At 63.7% G+C, this 17,853-nt stretch carries 17 protein-coding genes; 14 read left to right on the top strand and 3 right to left on the bottom strand.

What is annotated here, in order from left to right; translation table 11 throughout:
• The first annotated feature begins 60 nt into the window (after positions 1-60).
• The 11 genes from HNO53_RS09650 to ihfA all read left to right on the top strand — a co-directional run bounded on the left by HNO53_RS09650 (position 61) and on the right by ihfA (position 11,035).
• Positions 61-1,137, top strand: a complete 1,077-nt coding sequence (locus tag HNO53_RS09650) for a COX15/CtaA family protein (RefSeq protein WP_209478157.1) — start codon at positions 61-63, stop codon at positions 1,135-1,137.
• Positions 1,130-2,071 (top strand): heme o synthase, encoded by a 942-nt coding sequence (cyoE, locus tag HNO53_RS09655; RefSeq protein ID WP_242597600.1) that lies wholly within the window; start codon positions 1,130-1,132, stop codon positions 2,069-2,071. The genes HNO53_RS09650 and cyoE overlap by 8 nt, the downstream gene beginning before the upstream one ends.
• A 75-nt stretch (positions 2,072-2,146) precedes the next feature.
• Positions 2,147-2,614 (top strand): DUF2489 domain-containing protein, encoded by a 468-nt coding sequence (locus HNO53_RS09660; RefSeq protein ID WP_209478159.1) that lies wholly within the window; start codon positions 2,147-2,149, stop codon positions 2,612-2,614.
• A gap of 245 nt (positions 2,615-2,859) precedes the next feature.
• Positions 2,860-3,555 (top strand): OmpA family protein, encoded by a 696-nt coding sequence (locus HNO53_RS09665; protein ID WP_209478161.1) that lies wholly within the window; start codon positions 2,860-2,862, stop codon positions 3,553-3,555.
• Positions 3,556-3,847: 292 nt separating this feature from the next.
• Positions 3,848-5,746, top strand: coding sequence for a threonine--tRNA ligase (gene thrS, locus HNO53_RS09670; protein WP_209478163.1), 1,899 nt, complete (start codon positions 3,848-3,850; stop codon positions 5,744-5,746).
• Between the two features lie 62 nt (positions 5,747-5,808).
• Positions 5,809-6,348: a translation initiation factor IF-3 gene (gene infC / locus HNO53_RS09675; RefSeq protein ID WP_275951374.1), complete on the top strand. Its 540-nt coding sequence runs from the start codon at positions 5,809-5,811 to the stop codon at positions 6,346-6,348.
• An 84-nt stretch (positions 6,349-6,432) separates the two neighbouring features.
• A complete protein-coding gene (gene rpmI / locus HNO53_RS09680; protein ID WP_089725334.1) occupies positions 6,433-6,627 on the top strand; it encodes a 50S ribosomal protein L35 in 195 nt (64 codons plus the stop codon).
• Positions 6,628-6,664: 37 nt separating this feature from the next.
• Positions 6,665-7,018, top strand: coding sequence for a 50S ribosomal protein L20 (rplT, locus tag HNO53_RS09685; RefSeq protein WP_104203667.1), 354 nt, complete (start codon positions 6,665-6,667; stop codon positions 7,016-7,018).
• 220 nt (positions 7,019-7,238) lie between these two features.
• Positions 7,239-8,258, top strand: coding sequence for a phenylalanine--tRNA ligase subunit alpha (gene pheS / locus HNO53_RS09690; protein ID WP_209478167.1), 1,020 nt, complete (start codon positions 7,239-7,241; stop codon positions 8,256-8,258).
• A gap of 28 nt (positions 8,259-8,286) precedes the next feature.
• The gene (pheT, locus tag HNO53_RS09695; protein WP_209478169.1) at positions 8,287-10,668 is read left to right on the top strand and encodes a phenylalanine--tRNA ligase subunit beta; all 2,382 of its coding nucleotides are present in this window, start codon (positions 8,287-8,289) and stop codon (positions 10,666-10,668) included.
• Positions 10,669-10,729: 61 nt separating this feature from the next.
• The gene (ihfA, locus tag HNO53_RS09700) at positions 10,730-11,035 is read left to right on the top strand and encodes an integration host factor subunit alpha (protein ID WP_209478171.1); all 306 of its coding nucleotides are present in this window, start codon (positions 10,730-10,732) and stop codon (positions 11,033-11,035) included.
• 40 nt (positions 11,036-11,075) lie between these two features.
• On the opposite strand, the gene HNO53_RS09705 is transcribed toward ihfA, so the two are convergent.
• Positions 11,076-11,291: a DUF2788 domain-containing protein gene (locus HNO53_RS09705; RefSeq protein WP_209478173.1), complete on the bottom strand. Its 216-nt coding sequence runs from the start codon at positions 11,289-11,291 to the stop codon at positions 11,076-11,078.
• Between the two features lie 156 nt (positions 11,292-11,447).
• On the opposite strand from HNO53_RS09705, the gene HNO53_RS09710 reads away from it, so the two are divergent.
• A complete protein-coding gene (locus HNO53_RS09710) occupies positions 11,448-11,912 on the top strand; it encodes a flavodoxin domain-containing protein (protein ID WP_209478175.1) in 465 nt (154 codons plus the stop codon).
• A gap of 1 nt (position 11,913) precedes the next feature.
• Positions 11,914-12,288 carry a hypothetical protein gene (locus HNO53_RS09715; RefSeq protein ID WP_209478177.1) on the top strand — a complete coding sequence of 125 codons (375 nt, stop codon included), beginning with the start codon at positions 11,914-11,916 and terminating at the stop codon, positions 12,286-12,288.
• A gap of 58 nt (positions 12,289-12,346) precedes the next feature.
• On the opposite strand, the gene ppnN is transcribed toward HNO53_RS09715, so the two are convergent.
• Positions 12,347-13,711, bottom strand: a complete 1,365-nt coding sequence (gene ppnN, locus HNO53_RS09720) for a nucleotide 5'-monophosphate nucleosidase PpnN (protein ID WP_275951369.1) — start codon at positions 13,709-13,711, stop codon at positions 12,347-12,349.
• A 204-nt stretch (positions 13,712-13,915) separates the two neighbouring features.
• On the opposite strand from ppnN, the gene HNO53_RS09725 reads away from it, so the two are divergent.
• Positions 13,916-14,830, top strand: a complete 915-nt coding sequence (locus HNO53_RS09725; RefSeq protein WP_209478179.1) for a LysR family transcriptional regulator — start codon at positions 13,916-13,918, stop codon at positions 14,828-14,830.
• A gap of 80 nt (positions 14,831-14,910) precedes the next feature.
• Here the strand turns inward: HNO53_RS09725 and gcvP are convergent, their stop codons facing one another.
• On the bottom strand, positions 14,911-17,805 hold the full coding sequence (gene gcvP, locus HNO53_RS09730; protein ID WP_209478181.1) for an aminomethyl-transferring glycine dehydrogenase: 2,895 nt from the start codon (positions 17,803-17,805) through the stop codon (positions 14,911-14,913).
• Positions 17,806-17,853 lie beyond the last annotated feature (48 nt).

Consider the following 17,853-nt stretch of genomic DNA (forward strand, 5'->3'; position numbering starts at 1 on the left):
GCGGTGCGGGCCCCGGATGTGACAAGGTGGCGGAACATGACAGGATCCAGGATGCCAGGCATGCAGGGTGCGTTCACACCAGGACTTTTCAAGCCGTCGCAATCGCGTCGTCTGCGCTGGTTGCTCAACCTCAGCCTGGTTGGTGTCGTCTTCACGGCGGTCGTCGTGCTGATCGGTGCCTGGACGCGGCTGGTAGATGCCGGGCTTGGTTGTCCCGACTGGCCGGGCTGCTACGGTGCCTTGGTAGTACCGGATGCCGAGCGCGCCATGGCCCATTCGCCGGATGCGCCGCTGGAGGCGTTCAAGGCCTGGATGGAGATGATTCATCGCTACGTGGCGTCGACGCTCGGTCTGCTGGTAATTACGCTACTGGCTCTGGGTGCCGGCCTACGCCGACGTAGCGGTTATCCCTGGGCGATCAACTTGATACTGCTTGGGGTGATCCTTGTTCAGGGAGCGTTCGGTGCCTTTACGGTGACGCTCAAGCTATGGCCGCAGGTGGTGACCCTGCACCTGCTGGGCGGGCTGACGGTGCTGCTGCTGTTCCTGTGGCTGCACCTGAGCCTGCGCCGCTTCGCCAAGGGGCCCGCACCCGGGGCTCCAAGGCGTCGTCTCACGCCGCTGTGGGGGCTGGCCATGCTCCTGCTGGTGCTGCAGCTGGCGCTAGGGGGCTGGGTGTCCAGCAACTATGCCGGAATTGCCTGCCAGGGATTCCCGACCTGCAACGGTCAATGGTGGCCGGAGATGGACTGGAGCGAGGGGTTCCATCTGACTCAGACGGTCGGGCCGAACTATCTCTACGGCCAGCTGCATGCCGAGGCCCGCACCGCCATTCACCTGGGGCATCGCCTCGGTGCGCTGCTGCTGGGGTTGGCGCTGCTGGCGCTGGCGCTACGCCATTGGGGCGAGGCGCGTATGCGGCCCTGGCTGGCGGGGCTGGTTGCCGCCTATGCTGTACAACTGGGGTTGGGTGTCGCCAACGTATTGATGTGGCTGCCATTATGGTTGGCGTTGCTGCATACGGCCGGGGCCGTGTCACTGGTCCTGCTGCTGACATTGGCCGTGTGGCGCTGGCGGGAGACGGCCGTCGAGGCCGTGGGTTCAACGGGAAAAGACAAGGAGTGGGCGAATGTCTAACGCGCTGTTGAAGCGAGCGAGTGTGAAGCGCGTATCGCCGGCACAGTGGGAGGCTTCCGACTGGACCTGGCAGGACCTGCTCACGCTGTGCAAACCCAGGGTGGTCGTGGTGATGTTGGTGTGTGCGCTGGTAGGGATGGCGCTGGCGACACCGACGCTGCCCTCGCTTGCCGTGGTGGTGTACGGCCTGGCCGGCATCGGCATGGCCGCGGGCGGAGCGGCTGCGTTCAACCATGTGGTCGATCGTCGGCTCGATGCGATGATGCTGCGCACCTCGCAGCGCCCCCTGGCAACCCGACGGATGCCGACGCCGCTGGCGCTGGTTTGGGCATCGCTGCTCTCGGTTGCCGGCATCAGCCTGCTGCTGTGGCAGGTGAATGCGCTGACGGCGTGGCTGACGCTGGGCTCGCTGATCGGCTACGCCCTCATCTATACGGCGTTTCTCAAGCGTGCGACCCCGCAAAACATCGTGATCGGCGGCGTCGCCGGGGCGGCGCCCCCGATGCTCGGCTGGACGGCGGTGACCGGACAGCTGGGGCCGGAGCCGCTGCTGCTGGTACTGATCGTGTTTGCCTGGACGCCGCCGCACTTCTGGGCGCTGGCGATTCACAAGCGAGACGAGTACGCCCGCGCCGGGGTACCGATGTTGCCAGTGACTCATGGCGAGGCATTCACGCGGCTACAGGTATGGCTCTATGGCTGGCTGACCGTCGCCGTGACCCTGCTGCCGTTTGCCATCGGCATGAGCGGTGCCGTCTACCTGATAGGCGTCATGGTACTTAACCTGCGCTTCATGTATTGGAACTGGAAGGTCTGGCGTGGCGCGGACCCTCAGGCTCCGCTGGCGGCCTTCTGGTTCTCCATTCGCTACATCCTGGGCGTATTCGGCGTGCTGCTACTGGATCACTACGCTGGCCTGTGGGCCTTCACGTAACGAAAAGGGGCGGGCCTGTACCGGCAAACGCCTTGCGTTACAATGCGCGGATCATTCCGTCAGTCTGGAGATGCGATGACGACGACAACGGCATTGATCCTGCTTGGGGTGGGCTTGGCGATCGTTGCCGGCCTGGGGGCTTATGCCTTTACGCTGTGGCAGGAGGTGAAGCGCCGCCAGGCTTTTCGCGAGGAGGAGCTTCGTCGCGCCCACGAGAACTGTCTGTCCAACCTCGAGATCGTCGCGTCGTCGCTGATCCAGGAGCAAGTGGACGTGACCGAGGGCGCCTGGCGATGCAAGCTGCTGCTCGATATCCTCGATCCCGGTCTCATCGAAAGGCCTGGCTTTCAGGCCTTCGGTGAGGTTTATGCCCGTACGCGGCACCTGCATACGCACGCCGCACGCAAGCAGTTGGCGCCGCGCGAGCGGATGCGTGAGGACCGCGAGCGTCTCGAGGTCGAGGCGGAGTGGCGCCAACCGGTTCTGGCAGCAGCGGAAGAGGTGCTGAAGTTTCGCCGCCGCTGGCCGGATGGTTTGCATTGAAGCTATACAAACACTTTACGCCAAGGTATGTTGGCGGCGTCTTGTACTCCATCAAGCTAATCAGTGTCCATTGACGGGATTTTTCTGGCAAAATTCTGCAAGATGGTCAACGAATGGAGTGTGACGACGCTTTGAGCAAAGGCAATAAAGGCCTACACTTGAAGCCGTTGGGTCAATGAATGCCCTGACCTTCGGGGAGTTCGCTTTCGCATAGCCCCGAGATGAAATCAAGAAGGAGTCTTGCAATGAAAAAATCAACGACTGGCTTGCTGTTGGGTTCTGCACTGATGATTGGCCTTTCCGGCTGTGCCACCGATTTCCAGCGCGGTGGTGAGACATCAGGCGGCATGTCGAATACCTCCGGCGATCGCGCCTGGTATCAGCATCCCCTGGTGTGCGGCATCGCCGGCGGCCTGGTAGGCGGCAGCATCGGCTATGCGACCAGCGGTGAATCCGATGAGGAAGAAGGCACTGCAACCGGTGCGGTGGCAGGTTCCGCCGTTGGTGCCCTGCTGTGTGCCGACCGCACGCCGGAACCGGTAGCCGAGCCCGAGCCGATGCCGGAGCCCGAGCCTGCACCGGCTCCTGCGCCCGAGTTCGAACCGGTGGTACTGGACAGCGAAGTGACCTTTGCCTTCGATTCCGCCGAGATTCGCGAGAGCGCCTACCCGATTCTCGATCAGGTGGCTGCTACCCTGCGCGAGAATCCGCGGATGCGCGTCAGCATCGAGGGTCATACCGATTCCATCGGTTCCAACCAGTACAACCAGGACCTGTCTCAGCGTCGCGCCGACTCCGTGCGTGACTTCCTGGTGTCTCGTGGTATCGATTCGAATCGCATGACCACGCGTGGCTACGGCGAGGAACAGCCCATCGCTACCAACGAAACTGATGCCGGACGTGCGCAAAACCGTCGCGTCGAGATCAACAACTGGGATTGATCGCGACTCTTCCCGGACGTGTTGTCCGGGGTTAGGCGTCAACAGGGGCACCTTCGGGTGCCCCTGTCGTTTCTTTACCCGGTGAATCGGCACAGGCCGTGGCGCAGCGGGGCTAGACTCTGTTAGTCTTGTCGGCTGCCGCGACGTACGGCGGGGCCGTCTGGTACGGCACCCGTATCGCCCAGAGTAATGGGTGGGCTGTATGCCTCGCTGGCTGACACGCTTTTCGTACCGCTATCAACCGCGACATGTGATCCCTGGTATGGATCACCACTGCGCAAAGGATGCTTTGATGCCCATCGTGACCCTGCCGGACGGCAGCCAGAGAACCTTCGACGAACCCCTTAGCGTGATGCAGCTCGCCGAGTCCATCGGTCCCGGTCTGGCCAAGGCCTGCGTGGCCGGCAAGATCGACGGCGTGCTGGTCGATGCTGCCGACCTCATCGAGCATGATGCCGAGGTGGCGATCATCACCGCCCGCGACCCCGAGGGGCTCGAGGTCATCCGTCATTCCTGTGCTCACTTGATCGGCCATGCCGTCAAGCAGCTCTACCCCGAGGCCAAGATGGCCATCGGCCCGGTCATCGAGGACGGCTTCTACTACGATATCGACTTCGGCCGCTCGGTGACCCCGGACGATCTCGCCGCCATCGAGGAGCGCATGAAGACGCTGATCGACAGCGAGTACGATGTCGTGCGCGAATACGTCGATCGCGACCAGGCGATGCTGACCTTCCTGCACCGTGATGAGCCCTACAAGCAGGAGATCGTCCGCGACATACCGGAAGGCGAGACGATCCGGCTCTACTACCACAAGGAATACACCGACATGTGCCGGGGGCCTCACGTGCCCAATACGCGGCACCTGAAGGCCTTCAAGCTGACCAAGCTGGCCGGCGCCTACTGGCGCGGCGACGCCAGCAAGCCGATGCTGACCCGCATCTACGGCACCGCTTGGGGCGACAAGAAGCAGCTCAAGGCCTACCTGCAGCGTCTCGAGGAGGCCGAGAAGCGCGACCACCGCAAGCTGGCGCGCAAGCTCGACTACTTCCACATGCAGGAAGAGGCGCCCGGCATGGTGTTCTGGCACCCCAAGGGGTGGACGCTGTGGCAGGTCGTCGAGCAGTACATGCGCAACGTCTATCGCGAGGGCGGCTATCAGGAGATTCGCTGCCCGCAGATCATGGACGTCTCGCTGTGGAAGAAGTCCGGCCATTGGGACAACTACGCCGAGAACATGTTCTTCACCGAGTCGGAGAAGCGCGAGTACGCGCTCAAGCCGATGAACTGCCCGGGGCACGTCCAGGTCTTCAATTCGGGGCTGCGCAGCTATCGTGAATTGCCGGTGCGCTACGGCGAGTTCGGTGGCTGCCATCGCAACGAGCCGTCGGGAGCGCTGCATGGCATCATGCGTGTGCGCGCCTTCACCCAGGACGACGGCCACGTGTTCTGCACCGAGGCGCAGATCGAGCCCGAAGTGACGGCGTTTCATCGCCAGGCACTGAAGGTCTATCGCGACTTCGGCTTCGAGGACATCGCGGTCAAGATCGCCCTGCGGCCCGATAAGCGGCTGGGCGACGACGACGTCTGGGATCGCGCCGAAGCCGCACTGCGCGGGGCGCTGTCGGCCTGCGAGGTAGAGTGGGAAGAGCTGCCGGGCGAGGGGGCCTTCTACGGCCCGAAGATCGAGTACCACATGAAGGATTGCCTCGGTCGCGAGTGGCAAGTGGGTACCATGCAGGTCGACTTCATGATGCCGACCCGCCTGGGGGCCCAATACGTGACCGAGGAGGGGGACCGCAAGCCCCCCGTGATGCTGCACCGTGCCATCGTGGGCTCGATGGAGCGCTTCATCGGGATCCTGATCGAGCACTATGCGGGGGCCATGCCGCTGTGGCTGTCTCCGGAGCAGGCGGTGGTGATGAACATCACCGACGCTCAGCGCGATTATGCCGTCGGACTCGAGCGGCGCTTGCAGAAAATTGGCCTTCGCGTCAAGGCGGACTTGAGGAACGAGAAGATCGGCTTTAAAATCCGCGAACATACGTTGCAGAAAGTTCCCTATCTCCTGGTGGTAGGAGATAAGGAAGTCGAAGCCGACTCGGTTGCCGTGCGTACGCGCACCGGCGAAGACCTGGGCACCATGACCGTCGACGCCTTCATTGAGCGGGTACGGGAAGAAGGTTGGTGAGCACAGGTTGGTAAAGACAGGTTGGTAACGACATCGTCAATTACCGGAACGGAGACGGAACGATCAAGCGAAGCAGCCAGCGCGGACGTCCTCAGGACAAGCGCCCCCCAATGAACGAGCGGATTACCGAGGATCAGGTACGCCTGATCGACAGCGACGGCGAGCAGCTGGGCATCGTGCCGACCAGCGAAGCGCTCGAGCGCGCCGAAGCGGCCGGTCTTGACCTCGTCCAGATTTCCAACGCCGATCCGATCGTCTGCAAGATCATGGATTACGGCAAGTTCGTCTTCGAGCAGAAGAAGCAGAAGGCTGCCCAGAAGAAGAAGACGAAGCAGATTCAGGTCAAGGAAGTCAAATTCCGGCCTGGCACCGACGAGGGCGACTATCAGGTCAAGATGCGTAACCTGATTCGCTTCCTCGAAGGTGGCGACAAGGGCAAGGTCACGCTGCGTTTTCGCGGCCGTGAAATGGCGCACCAGGACATCGGCCGCAAGCTGATGGAGCGGATCGCCGCGGATCTCGAGGAGATCGGGACCGTGGAGTCCTTCCCCAAGATGGAAGGGCGCCAGATGATCATGATCATTGCCCCCAAGAAGAAGTGATCCGAAGGCCAGTCAAACGGCGGGTCGGCTTATGCTGGCCCGCGGCCCCGGATTTTCTGAAAAATCTCGAGCGGAGTTAGTCTCATGCCGAAAATCAAGAGCAACAGCGGCGCTGCCAAGCGCTTCAAGAAGACGGCCAACGGCTTCAAGCACAAGCAGTCGTTCCGTAGCCACATCCTGACCAAGAAGTCGACCAAGCGGAAGCGTCAGCTGCGCGGTATGAAGCAGATCCACGACGCCGACAAGGCCCTGATTCAGCGCATGCTGCCGAATCTGTAAGCCTCTGGTTGCCCCACTTTAACGTCAGGAGAAAGCCATGACTCGTGTCAAGCGTGGTGTCGTCGCTCGTCGTCGTCACAAGAAAGTCCTCAAGCTGGCCAAGGGCTACTACGGTGCCCGTTCGCGCGTCTTCCGCGTGGCCAAGCAGGCTGTCATCAAGGCCGGTCAGTATGCCTATCGCGACCGCCGTCAGCGCAAGCGCCAGTTCCGTGCCCTGTGGATCCAGCGTATCAACGCCGGCGCCCGTCAGCATGGCCTGTCCTACAGCCGCTTCGTCGGTGGCCTGAAGAAGGCCGGTATCGAGATCGACCGCAAGGTGCTGGCCGACCTGGCCGTTCACGAGAAGGCTGCCTTTGCCGCCATCGTCGAGAAGGCCAAGGCTGCCCAGTAAGTGACATCGGCCGGTGGCGTCGGGCCGGCCCAGGCCGGTCCGCCACGATGCCAGACCGTCGCAGGGGAAGAGCAGCCGCTCTTCCCCTGTTTTTTGTGGTCCCCTCATGAGGCCACGCTACGGACCGTCGCTGGAGCGGCGTCGAGGATTGCCCATGGCACCCTTCGCCACGCAACATTGACGCGTGAACAGTAGAATCAACGATTTCGGAGCTCAGCGGATGGACCATCTACCGTCATTGGTCACCGAGGCCCGTCAGGCCATCCAGGCCGCCGAGAGCATCGCGGCGCTCGATGAGCTGCGCGTGCGCTATCTCGGCAAGAAAGGCGAGATCACCGCCCAGCTCAAGGGGCTGGGCAAGCTGCCGGCGGAGGAGCGGCCCGCGGCTGGTGAGCGTATCAACCAGGCCAAGCAGGCCTTGTCCGAGGAGCTCGATGCCCGCCGGCAGGCGTTGTCGAAGGCTGCGCTGGAGGCTCAACTGGCAGAGGAGCGTATCGACGTGACCCTACCGGGGCGTGGCCAGGCCAGCGGTGGCCTGCATCCGGTCACGCTGACGCTGGAGCGCATCGAGGGGTTGTTCAGCCGCATCGGCTATGATGTGGCGGTTGGCCCCGAGGTCGAGGACGACTACCACAACTTCGAGGCCCTCAACATTCCGGCGCACCACCCGGCGCGCGGCATGGCCGACACCTTCTATTTCGATGCCACGCGGCTGCTGCGTACCCACACCTCGCCGGTGCAGGTCCGCACCATGAAGGAGCAGGCGCCGCCGATCCGCATCGTCTGCCCCGGGCGGGTCTATCGCAGCGACTCCGACCTGACCCATACACCGATGTTCCACCAGGTCGAGGGCCTGCTGGTCGACGAGGACGTCAGCTTCGCCGACCTCAAGGGCACCATCGAGGACTTCCTCCACGCCTTCTTCGAGCGTGACGATCTCTCGGTGCGTTTTCGCCCCTCTTACTTTCCCTTCACCGAACCCTCTGCCGAGGTCGATATTCAGTGCGTCATGTGTTCGGGCGAGGGTTGTCGGGTCTGTTCGCATAGCGGCTGGCTCGAGGTGATGGGCTGCGGCATGGTGCATCCTGAGGTCTTCCGCCACTCCGGCATCGACTCGGAGCGCTACAAGGGCTTCGCCTTCGGCATGGGCGCCGAGCGTCTGGCCATGCTGCGCTACGGCGTCAACGACCTGCGCATGTTCTTCGACAACGATCTGCGCTTCCTGCGCCAATTCGCTTGACCGACCGCTGCAGAACACAGGATTTGTCATGAAATTTTCCGAACAGTGGCTGCGTGAATGGGTATCGCCGCAGCTGGGCGTACAAGGATTGGCCGACCAGATCACCATGGCCGGTCTGGAAGTCGATGCCATCGAACCCGTGGCATCGGTCTTCAGCGGCGTGGTGGTAGCTGAGGTCGTGGACAAGCGGCAGCATCCCGATGCCGACAAGCTCAACGTCTGCCAGGTGGTAGACGGCAGCGGCGAGACGGTGCAGGTCGTATGCGGCGCTGCCAACGTGGCGGTAGGGCAGAAGGTGCCCTTTGCCCGTGTGGGCGCCGTGCTGCCAGGCGATTTCAAGATCAAGCAAGCCAAGCTGCGTGGCGTCGAATCGCGCGGCATGATCTGCTCGGCTTCCGAGCTTGGCCTGGCCGAGGAAACCTCCGGGGGCATCCTGGTGCTGCCCGCCGATGCTACAGCCGGCGAGGATTTCCGCGCCTGGATGGGGCTCGACGATCATACCGTCGAGGTCGACCTGACGCCCAATCGTGGCGACTGCCTGAGCCTCAAGGGGCTGGCGCGGGAGGTCGGCGTGCTCAACCGCCTGCCGGTCACGCCCCCCGTCATCGAGCCGGTCGCTCCTCGTCATGATGAGACGTTCCCCGTGCACGTCGAGGATGCCGAGCGCTGCCCCCGTTACATTGGGCGGCTGATCAAGGGCGTCGACGTCACCGCTGCCACACCACTATGGATGGTCGAACGGCTGCGGCGCAGCGGCATCCGCTCGATCGACCCGGTGGTCGACGTGACCAACTACGTGATGCTCGAGCTCGGCCAGCCGCTGCATGCCTTCGACCGCGACAATCTGCACGGTGCGGTTGTGGTGCGGCTGGCGCGCCAGGGCGAACGGCTGATCCTGCTCGATGGCCAGGAGATTGCTCTGGAAGCGTCCACGCTGGTGATTGCCGACGAGCGCGGCCCGCTGGCGATCGCCGGGGTGATGGGCGGAGAGCATTCCGGAGTGGGACCGGCGACGCAGGATATTTTCCTCGAGTCCGCCTTCTTCTCGCCGTTGGCGGTGGCAGGCCAGGCGCGCTCCTACGGGCTGCACACCGATGCGTCGCACCGCTTCGAGCGCGGCGTCGACCCGCAGCTCACGCATGAAGCCGTGGAGCGTGCCACGGCGCTGCTGCTGGCGATCACCGGCGGTGAGCCGGGGCCGCTCGTAGAGGTGGCGAGTGAAGCCAACCTGCCCGCCGAGCGTGAGGTGACACTGCGTGCCGCGCGATTGGAGCAGGCGCTGTGCAAGGCGCTGCCTGGCGAAGAAGTGCAGGACATACTCGAGCGGCTGGGCATGCAGGTACGTGCCATCGAGAGCGGCTGGCGAGCCAGCGTGCCGAGCTGGCGCTTCGACATTGCCATCGAGGAGGATCTGATCGAGGAGGTGGCGCGCATTCATGGCTACAACCGTCTGCCGGTGCGGCGTCCGGCGGCACGGTTGGCGCTGCGTCCCGATAACGAGGCGCGCACGCCGCTGGCCAGGCTGCGTCGCCAGATGGTGGCGCGTGGCTATCAAGAGGCGATCACCTACAGCTTCGTGGCGCCTGAGCTCCAGCAGGCTCTGCTGCCCGAGGCGGTATCGCCGCGGCTGGCCAACCCCATCTCCAGCGATCTCGCGGTAATGCGGGCGAGCCTGTTCCCGGGGCTGGTAAGGGCGCTCGAGTATAACCTCAACCGACAGCAGACCCGCGTGCGTCTGTTCGAGACCGGGCTGGTATTCCGCGGCGAGCTGGACGAGCTGGAGCAGGCGCCCATGGTCGGCGCCCTGGCCTGTGGTGAGCGCTTTCCGGAAGGCTGGGCCGGTGGCCGCGAGAAGGTCGACTTCTTCGATCTCAAGGGGGATCTCGAGAGCCTGATCGCGCTCGGTGGCGAGGAGAACGCCTGGCGCTTCGAGCCCGGTGAGCATCCGGCACTGCATCCGGGCCAGAGCGCGCGGATCATTCACCGTGGCGAGCCGGTCGGCTGGGTCGGGGCGCTGCATCCGGGCGTCAAGGCCGAACTGGGCCTCAAGGCCGACGTGTTCCTGTTCGAGGTGCGCCAGGACGCGCTGACCCATGGGGTCCTGCCTGGGTTCGAGCCATTGTCGCGCTATCCGGAGGTGCGTCGGGACCTGGCCTTCCTGATGGCGGAGGAGCGTCCCGTGCAGGCGTTGCTGGATTGCGTTCGTCACCAGGCGGGGGAGTGGCTCCAGGAACTTAACCTGTTCGACGTTTACCAGGGCAAGGGCGTACCCGAAGGAAGCAAGAGTGTCGCCTTGGGCTTGACCTGGCAGCATCCTTCGCGCACGCTGAATGACGATGAAATCAATCAGTTGGTCGATGCCATCGTCGCCGAATCACATCAGCACCTGGGGGCCGAGCTGCGCGGATGAGCGTAGGTTCGATGGGGTGTCGTAAAGGCGGCGGGCTGGACCGCCATTCTGAGGAGGTGACATGGGAGCGTTGACCAAGGCGGAACTGGCCGAACACCTGCACGCCGAGCTTGGGCTGACCAAGCGTGAAGCCAAGGCCATGGTAGAGGCTTTCTTCGAGGAGATCCGGGCGTGCCTGCGCGAGAACGAGCAAGTGAAGCTGTCAGGATTCGGCAACTTCGATTTGCGCGACAAGCGTGAGCGCCCCGGGCGCAACCCGAAGACCGGCGAGGAGATCCCCATCTCGGCACGTCGCGTGGTAACGTTCCGCCCTGGGCAGAAACTCAAGAGCCAGGTGGAGCGCTACGAAGGTTCGTCCCCCAGCTGATGCTGTGACAGGATGCCACCCCCGTGGTGGCATCCGCACGCTACACGCCCCCGCCATTCTCCATCAGCCAGGTGATCACCACCTTGAGGATGTAGCCCATCATGCCCGCTCCGAGCACCACGAAGAGCATGAGGGTGCCGAAGCGTCCGGCCTGGGATTTCTTGGCCAGGTCCCAGATGATGAAGCACATGAAAAGGATCAGGCCACCTATGAGCAGTGGGGTGATCCAGGCTTCGAACGTCTGCGTCTGCAGCATGTCGCCTCCTTGCAAGAAAGGCCAACCATTATACTCGGGCATGATGTCCGCTGCATGCGGCACCTCGTCGCCCAGGGGGCGTGGTCAAAGCCGAACTGCGACATCCGACAGGCGCATGGTACCATCGCGTCGAATGAATTCAGGTTAACCCTCGACATGCCAATGCTTAAGATCTTCGTAGGAACCATGTACGGCGGCGCGCTCGACGTCGCCGAACAGGTCGCGCCGCTGTTCGAGGCGGCCGGCTATGAAACCGCCATTCTCGAACAGCCCACGCTGGAGGACTTGACGGAAGAGCAGCCCGATCTGGCGCTGTTCTGTGTTTCCACCACCGGTAGCGGCGACTTTCCCGGCAACTTCGTGCCCTTCGCCCGTGGGCTGGATGAGCTCAGCCCATCGCTGGTGGGGCTGCGCTACGGAGTGATCGCCTTGGGCGACAGCTCCTATGGCGATACCTTTTGCGGAGCCGGTCGCCGCCTCGACGAGATGCTCGAGGGGCTGGGCGCCACTCGCCTGGGGGAGCGGCTGGAGGTCGATGCCATGGAAACGTTCATGGCCGACGATGCTGCGCTGCCATGGGCCGAGGAGTGGATCGAGACCCAGCAGCTCAAGGTGGCTTGAGATGAACGCTTCGCCAACCGCCGAGCGGTTGAGCCTGTTGACGGGCCTGCTGATCCTGATGCTGGCCACCGTGCCGCGCTATCTCGCTGGCGGTCACGACAATCGCCTTACCCTCATCGTAATCGCCAGTGGCGTGGTGGCGTTGGTGGCAATGCTGAACTGGCGCATGCTGGGGGCAGACGAGCGTTCCCGGCTGCCACGGCTAGGCAGGCGGCTGGCACTGTCGCTGGTGGCTGGGCTGGCACTGATGGGTCTCTGGCATGCGCTGTTCACCGACTGGATGAGCTGGCAGCTGTTGATCGCTCATGGCGCCACCCTGGGGCTGCTGCTGCATGCCCTGTGGCTCTGGGGGCGACCCATCAGCCCGCAGGATTGAGGGAAAATGGCCGGGTGCGGTTGCGCCCGGCCATTTGCCGCTACTTTCTTCCTTCCGATCACACCAGTCGATAGCAGGGCACGTATTCCTGTCCCGGGAGCTTCATGCGGCCCTGGGCGACGAAGGAGCCGAGCAGCTCATCCAGGCGCCGCATCAGCTCGGACTCGGCGTGCAACTGAAAGGGTCCGTGGGCTTCGATCGCGCGCAATCCGTGCTCCTTTACATTTCCTGCCACGATGCCTGAGAACGCGCGACGCAGGTTGGCCGCCAGTTCGTGCACCGGTTGGTTGCGATGCAGTGCGAGGCCGGCCATCGCGGTATGCGTCGGTTCGAAGGTGTCCTGAAAATCGCGTGCAACGGTAAGCCGCCAATTGAAATGGAAGGCGTCCTGGTGGGCACGCCTGAATTCGGTGACGCTGTCGATGCCCTGGCGCATGGTGCGAGCGACCTCGACGGGATCGTCGACGATGATGCGGTACTTGCTGCGTACCGCATCACCCAGGGTATAGACCAGGAATTCATCGATACGCTGAAAGTATTCGGCCGAATTGGCGGGGCCGGTGAAGATGACCGGCAGCTTCATGTCGTGGTTGTCCGGGTGGAGCAGGATCCCCAGCAGGTAGAGGATTTCCTCGGCCGTGCCGACCCCGCCGGGGAAAACCACGATGCCATGCCCAAGGCGTACGAAGGCCTCGAGGCGTTTTTCGATGTCGGGCATGACCACCAGTTCGTTGACCAGCGGATTGGGCGCTTCGGCGGCGATGATGCCAGGCTCGGAAATGCCCAGATAACGACCATCTCCGATGCGCTGCTTGGCATGCGCCAGGTTGGCCCCCTTCATTGGTCCCTTCATGGCGCCAGGGCCGCAGCCGGTGCAGATGTCCAGCTCGCGTAGGCCAAGATGATAGCCGACGTCCTTGGTGTAGTCGTACTCCTCGCGAGTGATCGAGTGGCCGCCCCAGCACACCACGATGCCGGGGTCGCGGCCGGGCTTCAGCGTGCCGGCCTTGCGCAGGATGTGGAACACGGCATTGGTGGTGCCTTCTCCCGTGGTCAGGTCGAAGCGCTGGTGATGCTGGATCTCGTTGTAGACGTAGATGATGTCGCGCAGCACCGAGGACAGATGCTCGCGGATGCCGCGGATCATCTTGCCGTCGACGAAGGCCTCGGCCGGTGCATTGGTGACCTTGAGTCGGATGCCTCGATCCTGCTGGATCACTTCGATATCGAAGTCGTGGTAGGTCTCCATCAGCACCAGGCTGTCGTCGGTCATGCTGCCTGAGCTGAGTACGGCTAGCGAACAGCGCCGCAGCAGGTCGTGCAGGCCGGCCTTGGAGGTATCGCGTAAGCGGTTGACCTCGTGCTGCGAGAGCACTTCCAGGCTTCGCAGGGGCGAGATGGTGGCGGAGATGGTATCGGGCATGAAACGATCCTTGTGGTGTCGGCTTGCGTCCCTGTCGCGTGGAGGTGGACAGGGGGTCATGCAATATTCATCGATTTGAGATCATCGAGACGTAAGTCGATGCTACCACGCTGGCCAGAAGGGCGCAGCGCTGCGCCGCCTGGCTCGCGGTGGTAGGATGGCAGCATCCGGTCGCGCCCCGACCGCACTAGCAAGCGATGCGCCATGTTCAATGCCCAGTATTTCCGTACCTTCATTACCCTAGTCGAAACCGGCAGCTTCACGCGCACCGCACGCCATCTCGACATGACGCAACCTGGCGTCAGCCAGCATGTGCGCAAGCTCGAGCAGTACCTCGACAAGCCGCTGCTGGAGCGCCAGGGGCGGCGCTTCACGCTCACCGAGGCGGGGCGGCGGGCCTATGACTACGGTCTGCGCCTGTTCGCCGAGCACGAGCAGTTCCGCCATTCACTGGATGACGATGCGCTCGATACCGGAGAATGCCGCATTGCCTCCCCCGGCAGTGTGGGTCTGATGTTCTACCCCTACATTCTCGGGCAGCAGCAAATGTCGCCGGGGCTGACGGTCAACTACAGTTTCGCCTTCAGCCACGAGATCGTCTCGGACGTGCTGGCGGGGCGCTACGACCTGGGGATCGTCACCGAGCCGATTCGGCACCCCGAGCTGGATTGCCGGCTGTGGCATCAGGAGCCGCTGTGCCTGGTGGTGCCCGCCGATTTCGCCGGTACTTCTCTCACCGAGCTGATGGGTATCGGCTTTCTCAACTATTCCGACGGTATCAACCATGCCGGGGCGCTATTGCGCAGCAACTTTCCCGACGAATTTCGCTCCATGAGCCAGTTTCGCCGTCAGGGCTTCACCAACGAGGTGAGCATGGTGATGGATGCGGTAGCCCGTGGCCTTGGCTTTACCGTAGTGTCGCGGCTGGTGCTGGAGACCTCGCCTTGGCAACGCCAGGTCAAGGAGCTCGATTTACCGGTCACCGAGCATGAGGCGCTGCATCTGGTCACACGCTCAGGCGCCAAGATACCGCGCCGATATGCGCGCTTGCTGGAGGGGTTCCGGGAGCAACGCATGCGTGAGCGTTTCGGCTACGGTGAAGTCGCCTCGCCGCTGTAGCGGTTGGCGTATGGGCATGGCAAACGGCCCGCCGATCTCTCGGCGGGCCGTTTCGCTTTGCTGCTTCAGTCAGCGACGCGTCAGTCGCGGTATTCGTCGATGCTGGGGCAGGAGCAGATCAGCTGACGGTCGCCGAACACGTTGTCGACGCGATTGACCGCCGGCCAGTACTTGGCTGCCTTGACCGCTTCCGCAGGGAAGGCGCCGATCTCGCGGGAGTAGGGGCGCTCCCAGGCCGGATCCATCAGGTCGGCCATGGTATGCGGTGCATTCACCAGCGGGTTGTCGTCGGCCGGCCACTCGCCGCGCTCGACCCGAGCGATCTCCTCACGAATGGCGATCATGGCGTCGCAGAAGCGGTCGATCTCGTAGCGCGACTCCGATTCGGTGGGCTCCACCATCAGCGTGCCGGGCACCGGGAAAGACATGGTCGGCGCATGGAAGCCGAAGTCCATCAGGCGCTTGGCGATGTCCTCCTCGCTGATGCCCGAGGCCGCCTTGAGCGGGCGGATGTCGATGATGCACTCGTGGGCCACGGTACCGTTGACGCCGCGATAGAGTACTGGGTAGTGCCGCTCGAGGCGCTTGGCGACGTAGTTGGCGTTGAGGATGGCCAGCTCGGTTGCCTGGCGCAGGCCGCGTGCGCCCATCATCTTGATGTAGGCCCAGGAGATCGGCAGGATCGAGGCGCTGCCGTAGGCCGCCGCCGAGACCGCGCCGCAATGCTCCTTGACGCCCGGAATCGGTGTCACCACGTGATTGGAGACGTAGGGCGCCAGGTGCGCCTTGACTCCGATCGGGCCCATGCCCGGGCCACCGCCACCATGCGGGATGCAGAACGTCTTGTGCAGGTTGAGGTGGCTGACGTCGCCGCCGAAGTCGCCGGGACGGGAGAGGCCGACCTGGGCGTTCATGTTGGCGCCGTCGATGTAGACCTGGCCACCGTGGCGATGGACGATGGCGCAAGCCTCACGTACCCCCTCTTCGAACACTCCGTGGGTCGAGGGGTAGGTGAGCATGATTGCCGACAGGGCGTCGCCGTGCTGCTCGGCCTTGGCGCGCAGGTCGTCGAGATCGATGTTGCCCATCTCGTCGCACTCGACCACCACTACTTTCATTTGCGCCATGGCGGCGGAGGCGGGGTTGGTGCCGTGGGCGGAGCTGGGGATCAGGCATACGTCGCGGTGTCCCTCGCCCTGGGCGGCCTGATAGCGGCGAATGGCTACCAGACCGGCGTATTCGCCCTGGGCCCCGGAGTTGGGCTGCATCGAGATGTGGTCGTAGCCGGTGATCTCGACCAGGAAGGCCGCCAGCTCGTCGATCATCTGCTTGTAGCCGACTGCCTGATCCCGCGGTACGAAGGGGTGCAGCTGGCCGAACTCGGGCCAGGTGATGGGAATCATCTCGCTGGTGGCGTTGAGCTTCATGGTGCACGAGCCCAGCGGGATCATCGCATGGGTGAGCGAAAGATCCTTGTTCTCCAGGCGCTTGAGGTAGCGCAGCATCTCGGTCTCGCTGCGGTAGCGCTGGAAGGTCGGGTGCGTCAGGAACTCGCTCTGGCGACGACTGGCGGCGGGAATACCGCTGATGCCTTGGCTGGCCACCTGTTCGTCCAGGGCCGTGACGGAGAGGCCATGCTCCTCATCGAGCAGCACGTCGAATAGCGTGTCGAGATCGTGGGCGGTGGTGGTCTCGTCCAGGCTGACGCCGATGTCGCCGTTGTCGAAATAGCGCAGGTTGATCTCGTGGGTCAGGGCGCGGCCGTGAATCTTGCCGGCATCCACGCCGGTCAGGCGCAGGGTATCGAACCAGCTCTCGTGCACCAGCGCTACCCCTTTGGCCTTCAGTCCTTCGGCCAGGATGGTGGTCAGGCGGTGGATGCGCGTGGCGATGTTAGTGAGGCCTTCGGCACCGTGATACACGGCGTAGAAGCCGGCGATGTTGGCCAGCAGGGCCTGGGCGGTACAGATGTTGGACGTGGCCTTCTCGCGACGGATGTGCTGCTCGCGGGTCTGCATGGCCATGCGCAGGGCGGTGTTGCCGCGGGCATCCTTGGATACGCCGATGATGCGACCCGGGATCGAGCGCTTGAGCTTGTCGGTGGTGGCGAAGTAGGCGGCATGCGGGCCGCCGTAGCCCATCGGTACGCCGAAGCGCTGGGTGTTGCCGACCACGATGTCTGCGCCCAGTGCGCCCGGTTCCTTGAGCAGTACCAGGCTCATGATGTCGGCGGCCACGCAGGTCATCACGTTCTTCTCGCGCGCGGCGGCGAGCAGCGGGGCGAGGTCGTGGACGCGGCCGCTTTCGCCGGGGTATTGCAGCAGGGCGCCGAACACGTCGTGCTCGGCCAGGTTTTCGGCGGGGCCGACGATCAGTTCGAAGCCGAAGTAGTGGGCGCGGGTGCGCACCACGTCCAGCGTCTGCGGCAGCACGTCGTCGGCAACGAAGAAGGCGTTGCTCTTCGATTTCTTGTTGGCGCGCTGGCACAGCGCCATGGCCTCGGCGGCGGCGGTGGCCTCGTCGAGCAGCGAGGCGTTGGCCAGCTCCATGCCGGTGAGATCCATCACCATTTGCTGGAAGTTGAGCAGGCCTTCCAGGCGGCCCTGGGCGATTTCCGGCTGGTAGGGCGTGTAGGCGGTGTACCAGCCGGGGTTTTCCAGCACGTTGCGCTGGATCACGGCGGGCACATGGGTGTTGTAATAGCCCTGGCCGATGTAGGTCTTGAACACCTTGTTCTGGCGCGCCAAGCGCTTGAGATAGTCGAGCGCCTCGGCTTCGCTGCGTGGCGGATCGAGATCCAGCTCGCGATTCAGGCGGATGTCCGCGGGTACGGTACGTTCGACCAATGTATCGAGGCTGTCCATGTCCAGCGCCGCCAGCATGGCGGCTACATCTTCGGCTCCGGGGCCATTGTGGCGACGGATGAAGGCGTCATGATCGGCCAGTTCGGCCAGGCGGCGGTTGTCGTTAACCATGGATAACCCTGTACGTTGTGGGGATGTGCCCGGCGATTCGAAATGCCC

Source organism: Billgrantia antri, from assembly GCF_017868935.1.
In the GTDB taxonomy this organism is placed as follows: Bacteria; Pseudomonadota; Gammaproteobacteria; order Pseudomonadales; family Halomonadaceae; genus Halomonas; species Halomonas antri.

Excerpts from the sequence above, each read along its gene's own strand:
- HNO53_RS09650 (WP_209478157.1), top strand. The coding sequence starts at position 61 with ATGCAGGGTGCGTTCACACCAGGACTTTTCAAGCCGTCGCAATCGCGT.
- cyoE (WP_242597600.1), top strand. The coding sequence starts at position 1,130 with ATGTCTAACGCGCTGTTGAAGCGAGCGAGTGTGAAGCGCGTATCGCCG.
- HNO53_RS09660 (WP_209478159.1), top strand. The coding sequence starts at position 2,147 with ATGACGACGACAACGGCATTGATCCTGCTTGGGGTGGGCTTGGCGATC.
- HNO53_RS09665 (WP_209478161.1), top strand. The coding sequence starts at position 2,860 with ATGAAAAAATCAACGACTGGCTTGCTGTTGGGTTCTGCACTGATGATT.
- thrS (WP_209478163.1), top strand. The coding sequence starts at position 3,848 with ATGCCCATCGTGACCCTGCCGGACGGCAGCCAGAGAACCTTCGACGAA.
- rpmI (WP_089725334.1), top strand. The coding sequence starts at position 6,433 with ATGCCGAAAATCAAGAGCAACAGCGGCGCTGCCAAGCGCTTCAAGAAG.
- rplT (WP_104203667.1), top strand. The coding sequence starts at position 6,665 with ATGACTCGTGTCAAGCGTGGTGTCGTCGCTCGTCGTCGTCACAAGAAA.
- pheS (WP_209478167.1), top strand. The coding sequence starts at position 7,239 with ATGGACCATCTACCGTCATTGGTCACCGAGGCCCGTCAGGCCATCCAG.
- pheT (WP_209478169.1), top strand. The coding sequence starts at position 8,287 with ATGAAATTTTCCGAACAGTGGCTGCGTGAATGGGTATCGCCGCAGCTG.
- ihfA (WP_209478171.1), top strand. The coding sequence starts at position 10,730 with ATGGGAGCGTTGACCAAGGCGGAACTGGCCGAACACCTGCACGCCGAG.
- HNO53_RS09705 (WP_209478173.1), bottom strand. The coding sequence starts at position 11,291 with ATGCTGCAGACGCAGACGTTCGAAGCCTGGATCACCCCACTGCTCATA.
- HNO53_RS09710 (WP_209478175.1), top strand. The coding sequence starts at position 11,448 with ATGCCAATGCTTAAGATCTTCGTAGGAACCATGTACGGCGGCGCGCTC.
- HNO53_RS09715 (WP_209478177.1), top strand. The coding sequence starts at position 11,914 with ATGAACGCTTCGCCAACCGCCGAGCGGTTGAGCCTGTTGACGGGCCTG.
- ppnN (WP_275951369.1), bottom strand. The coding sequence starts at position 13,711 with ATGCCCGATACCATCTCCGCCACCATCTCGCCCCTGCGAAGCCTGGAA.
- HNO53_RS09725 (WP_209478179.1), top strand. The coding sequence starts at position 13,916 with ATGTTCAATGCCCAGTATTTCCGTACCTTCATTACCCTAGTCGAAACC.
- gcvP (WP_209478181.1), bottom strand. The coding sequence starts at position 17,805 with ATGGTTAACGACAACCGCCGCCTGGCCGAACTGGCCGATCATGACGCC.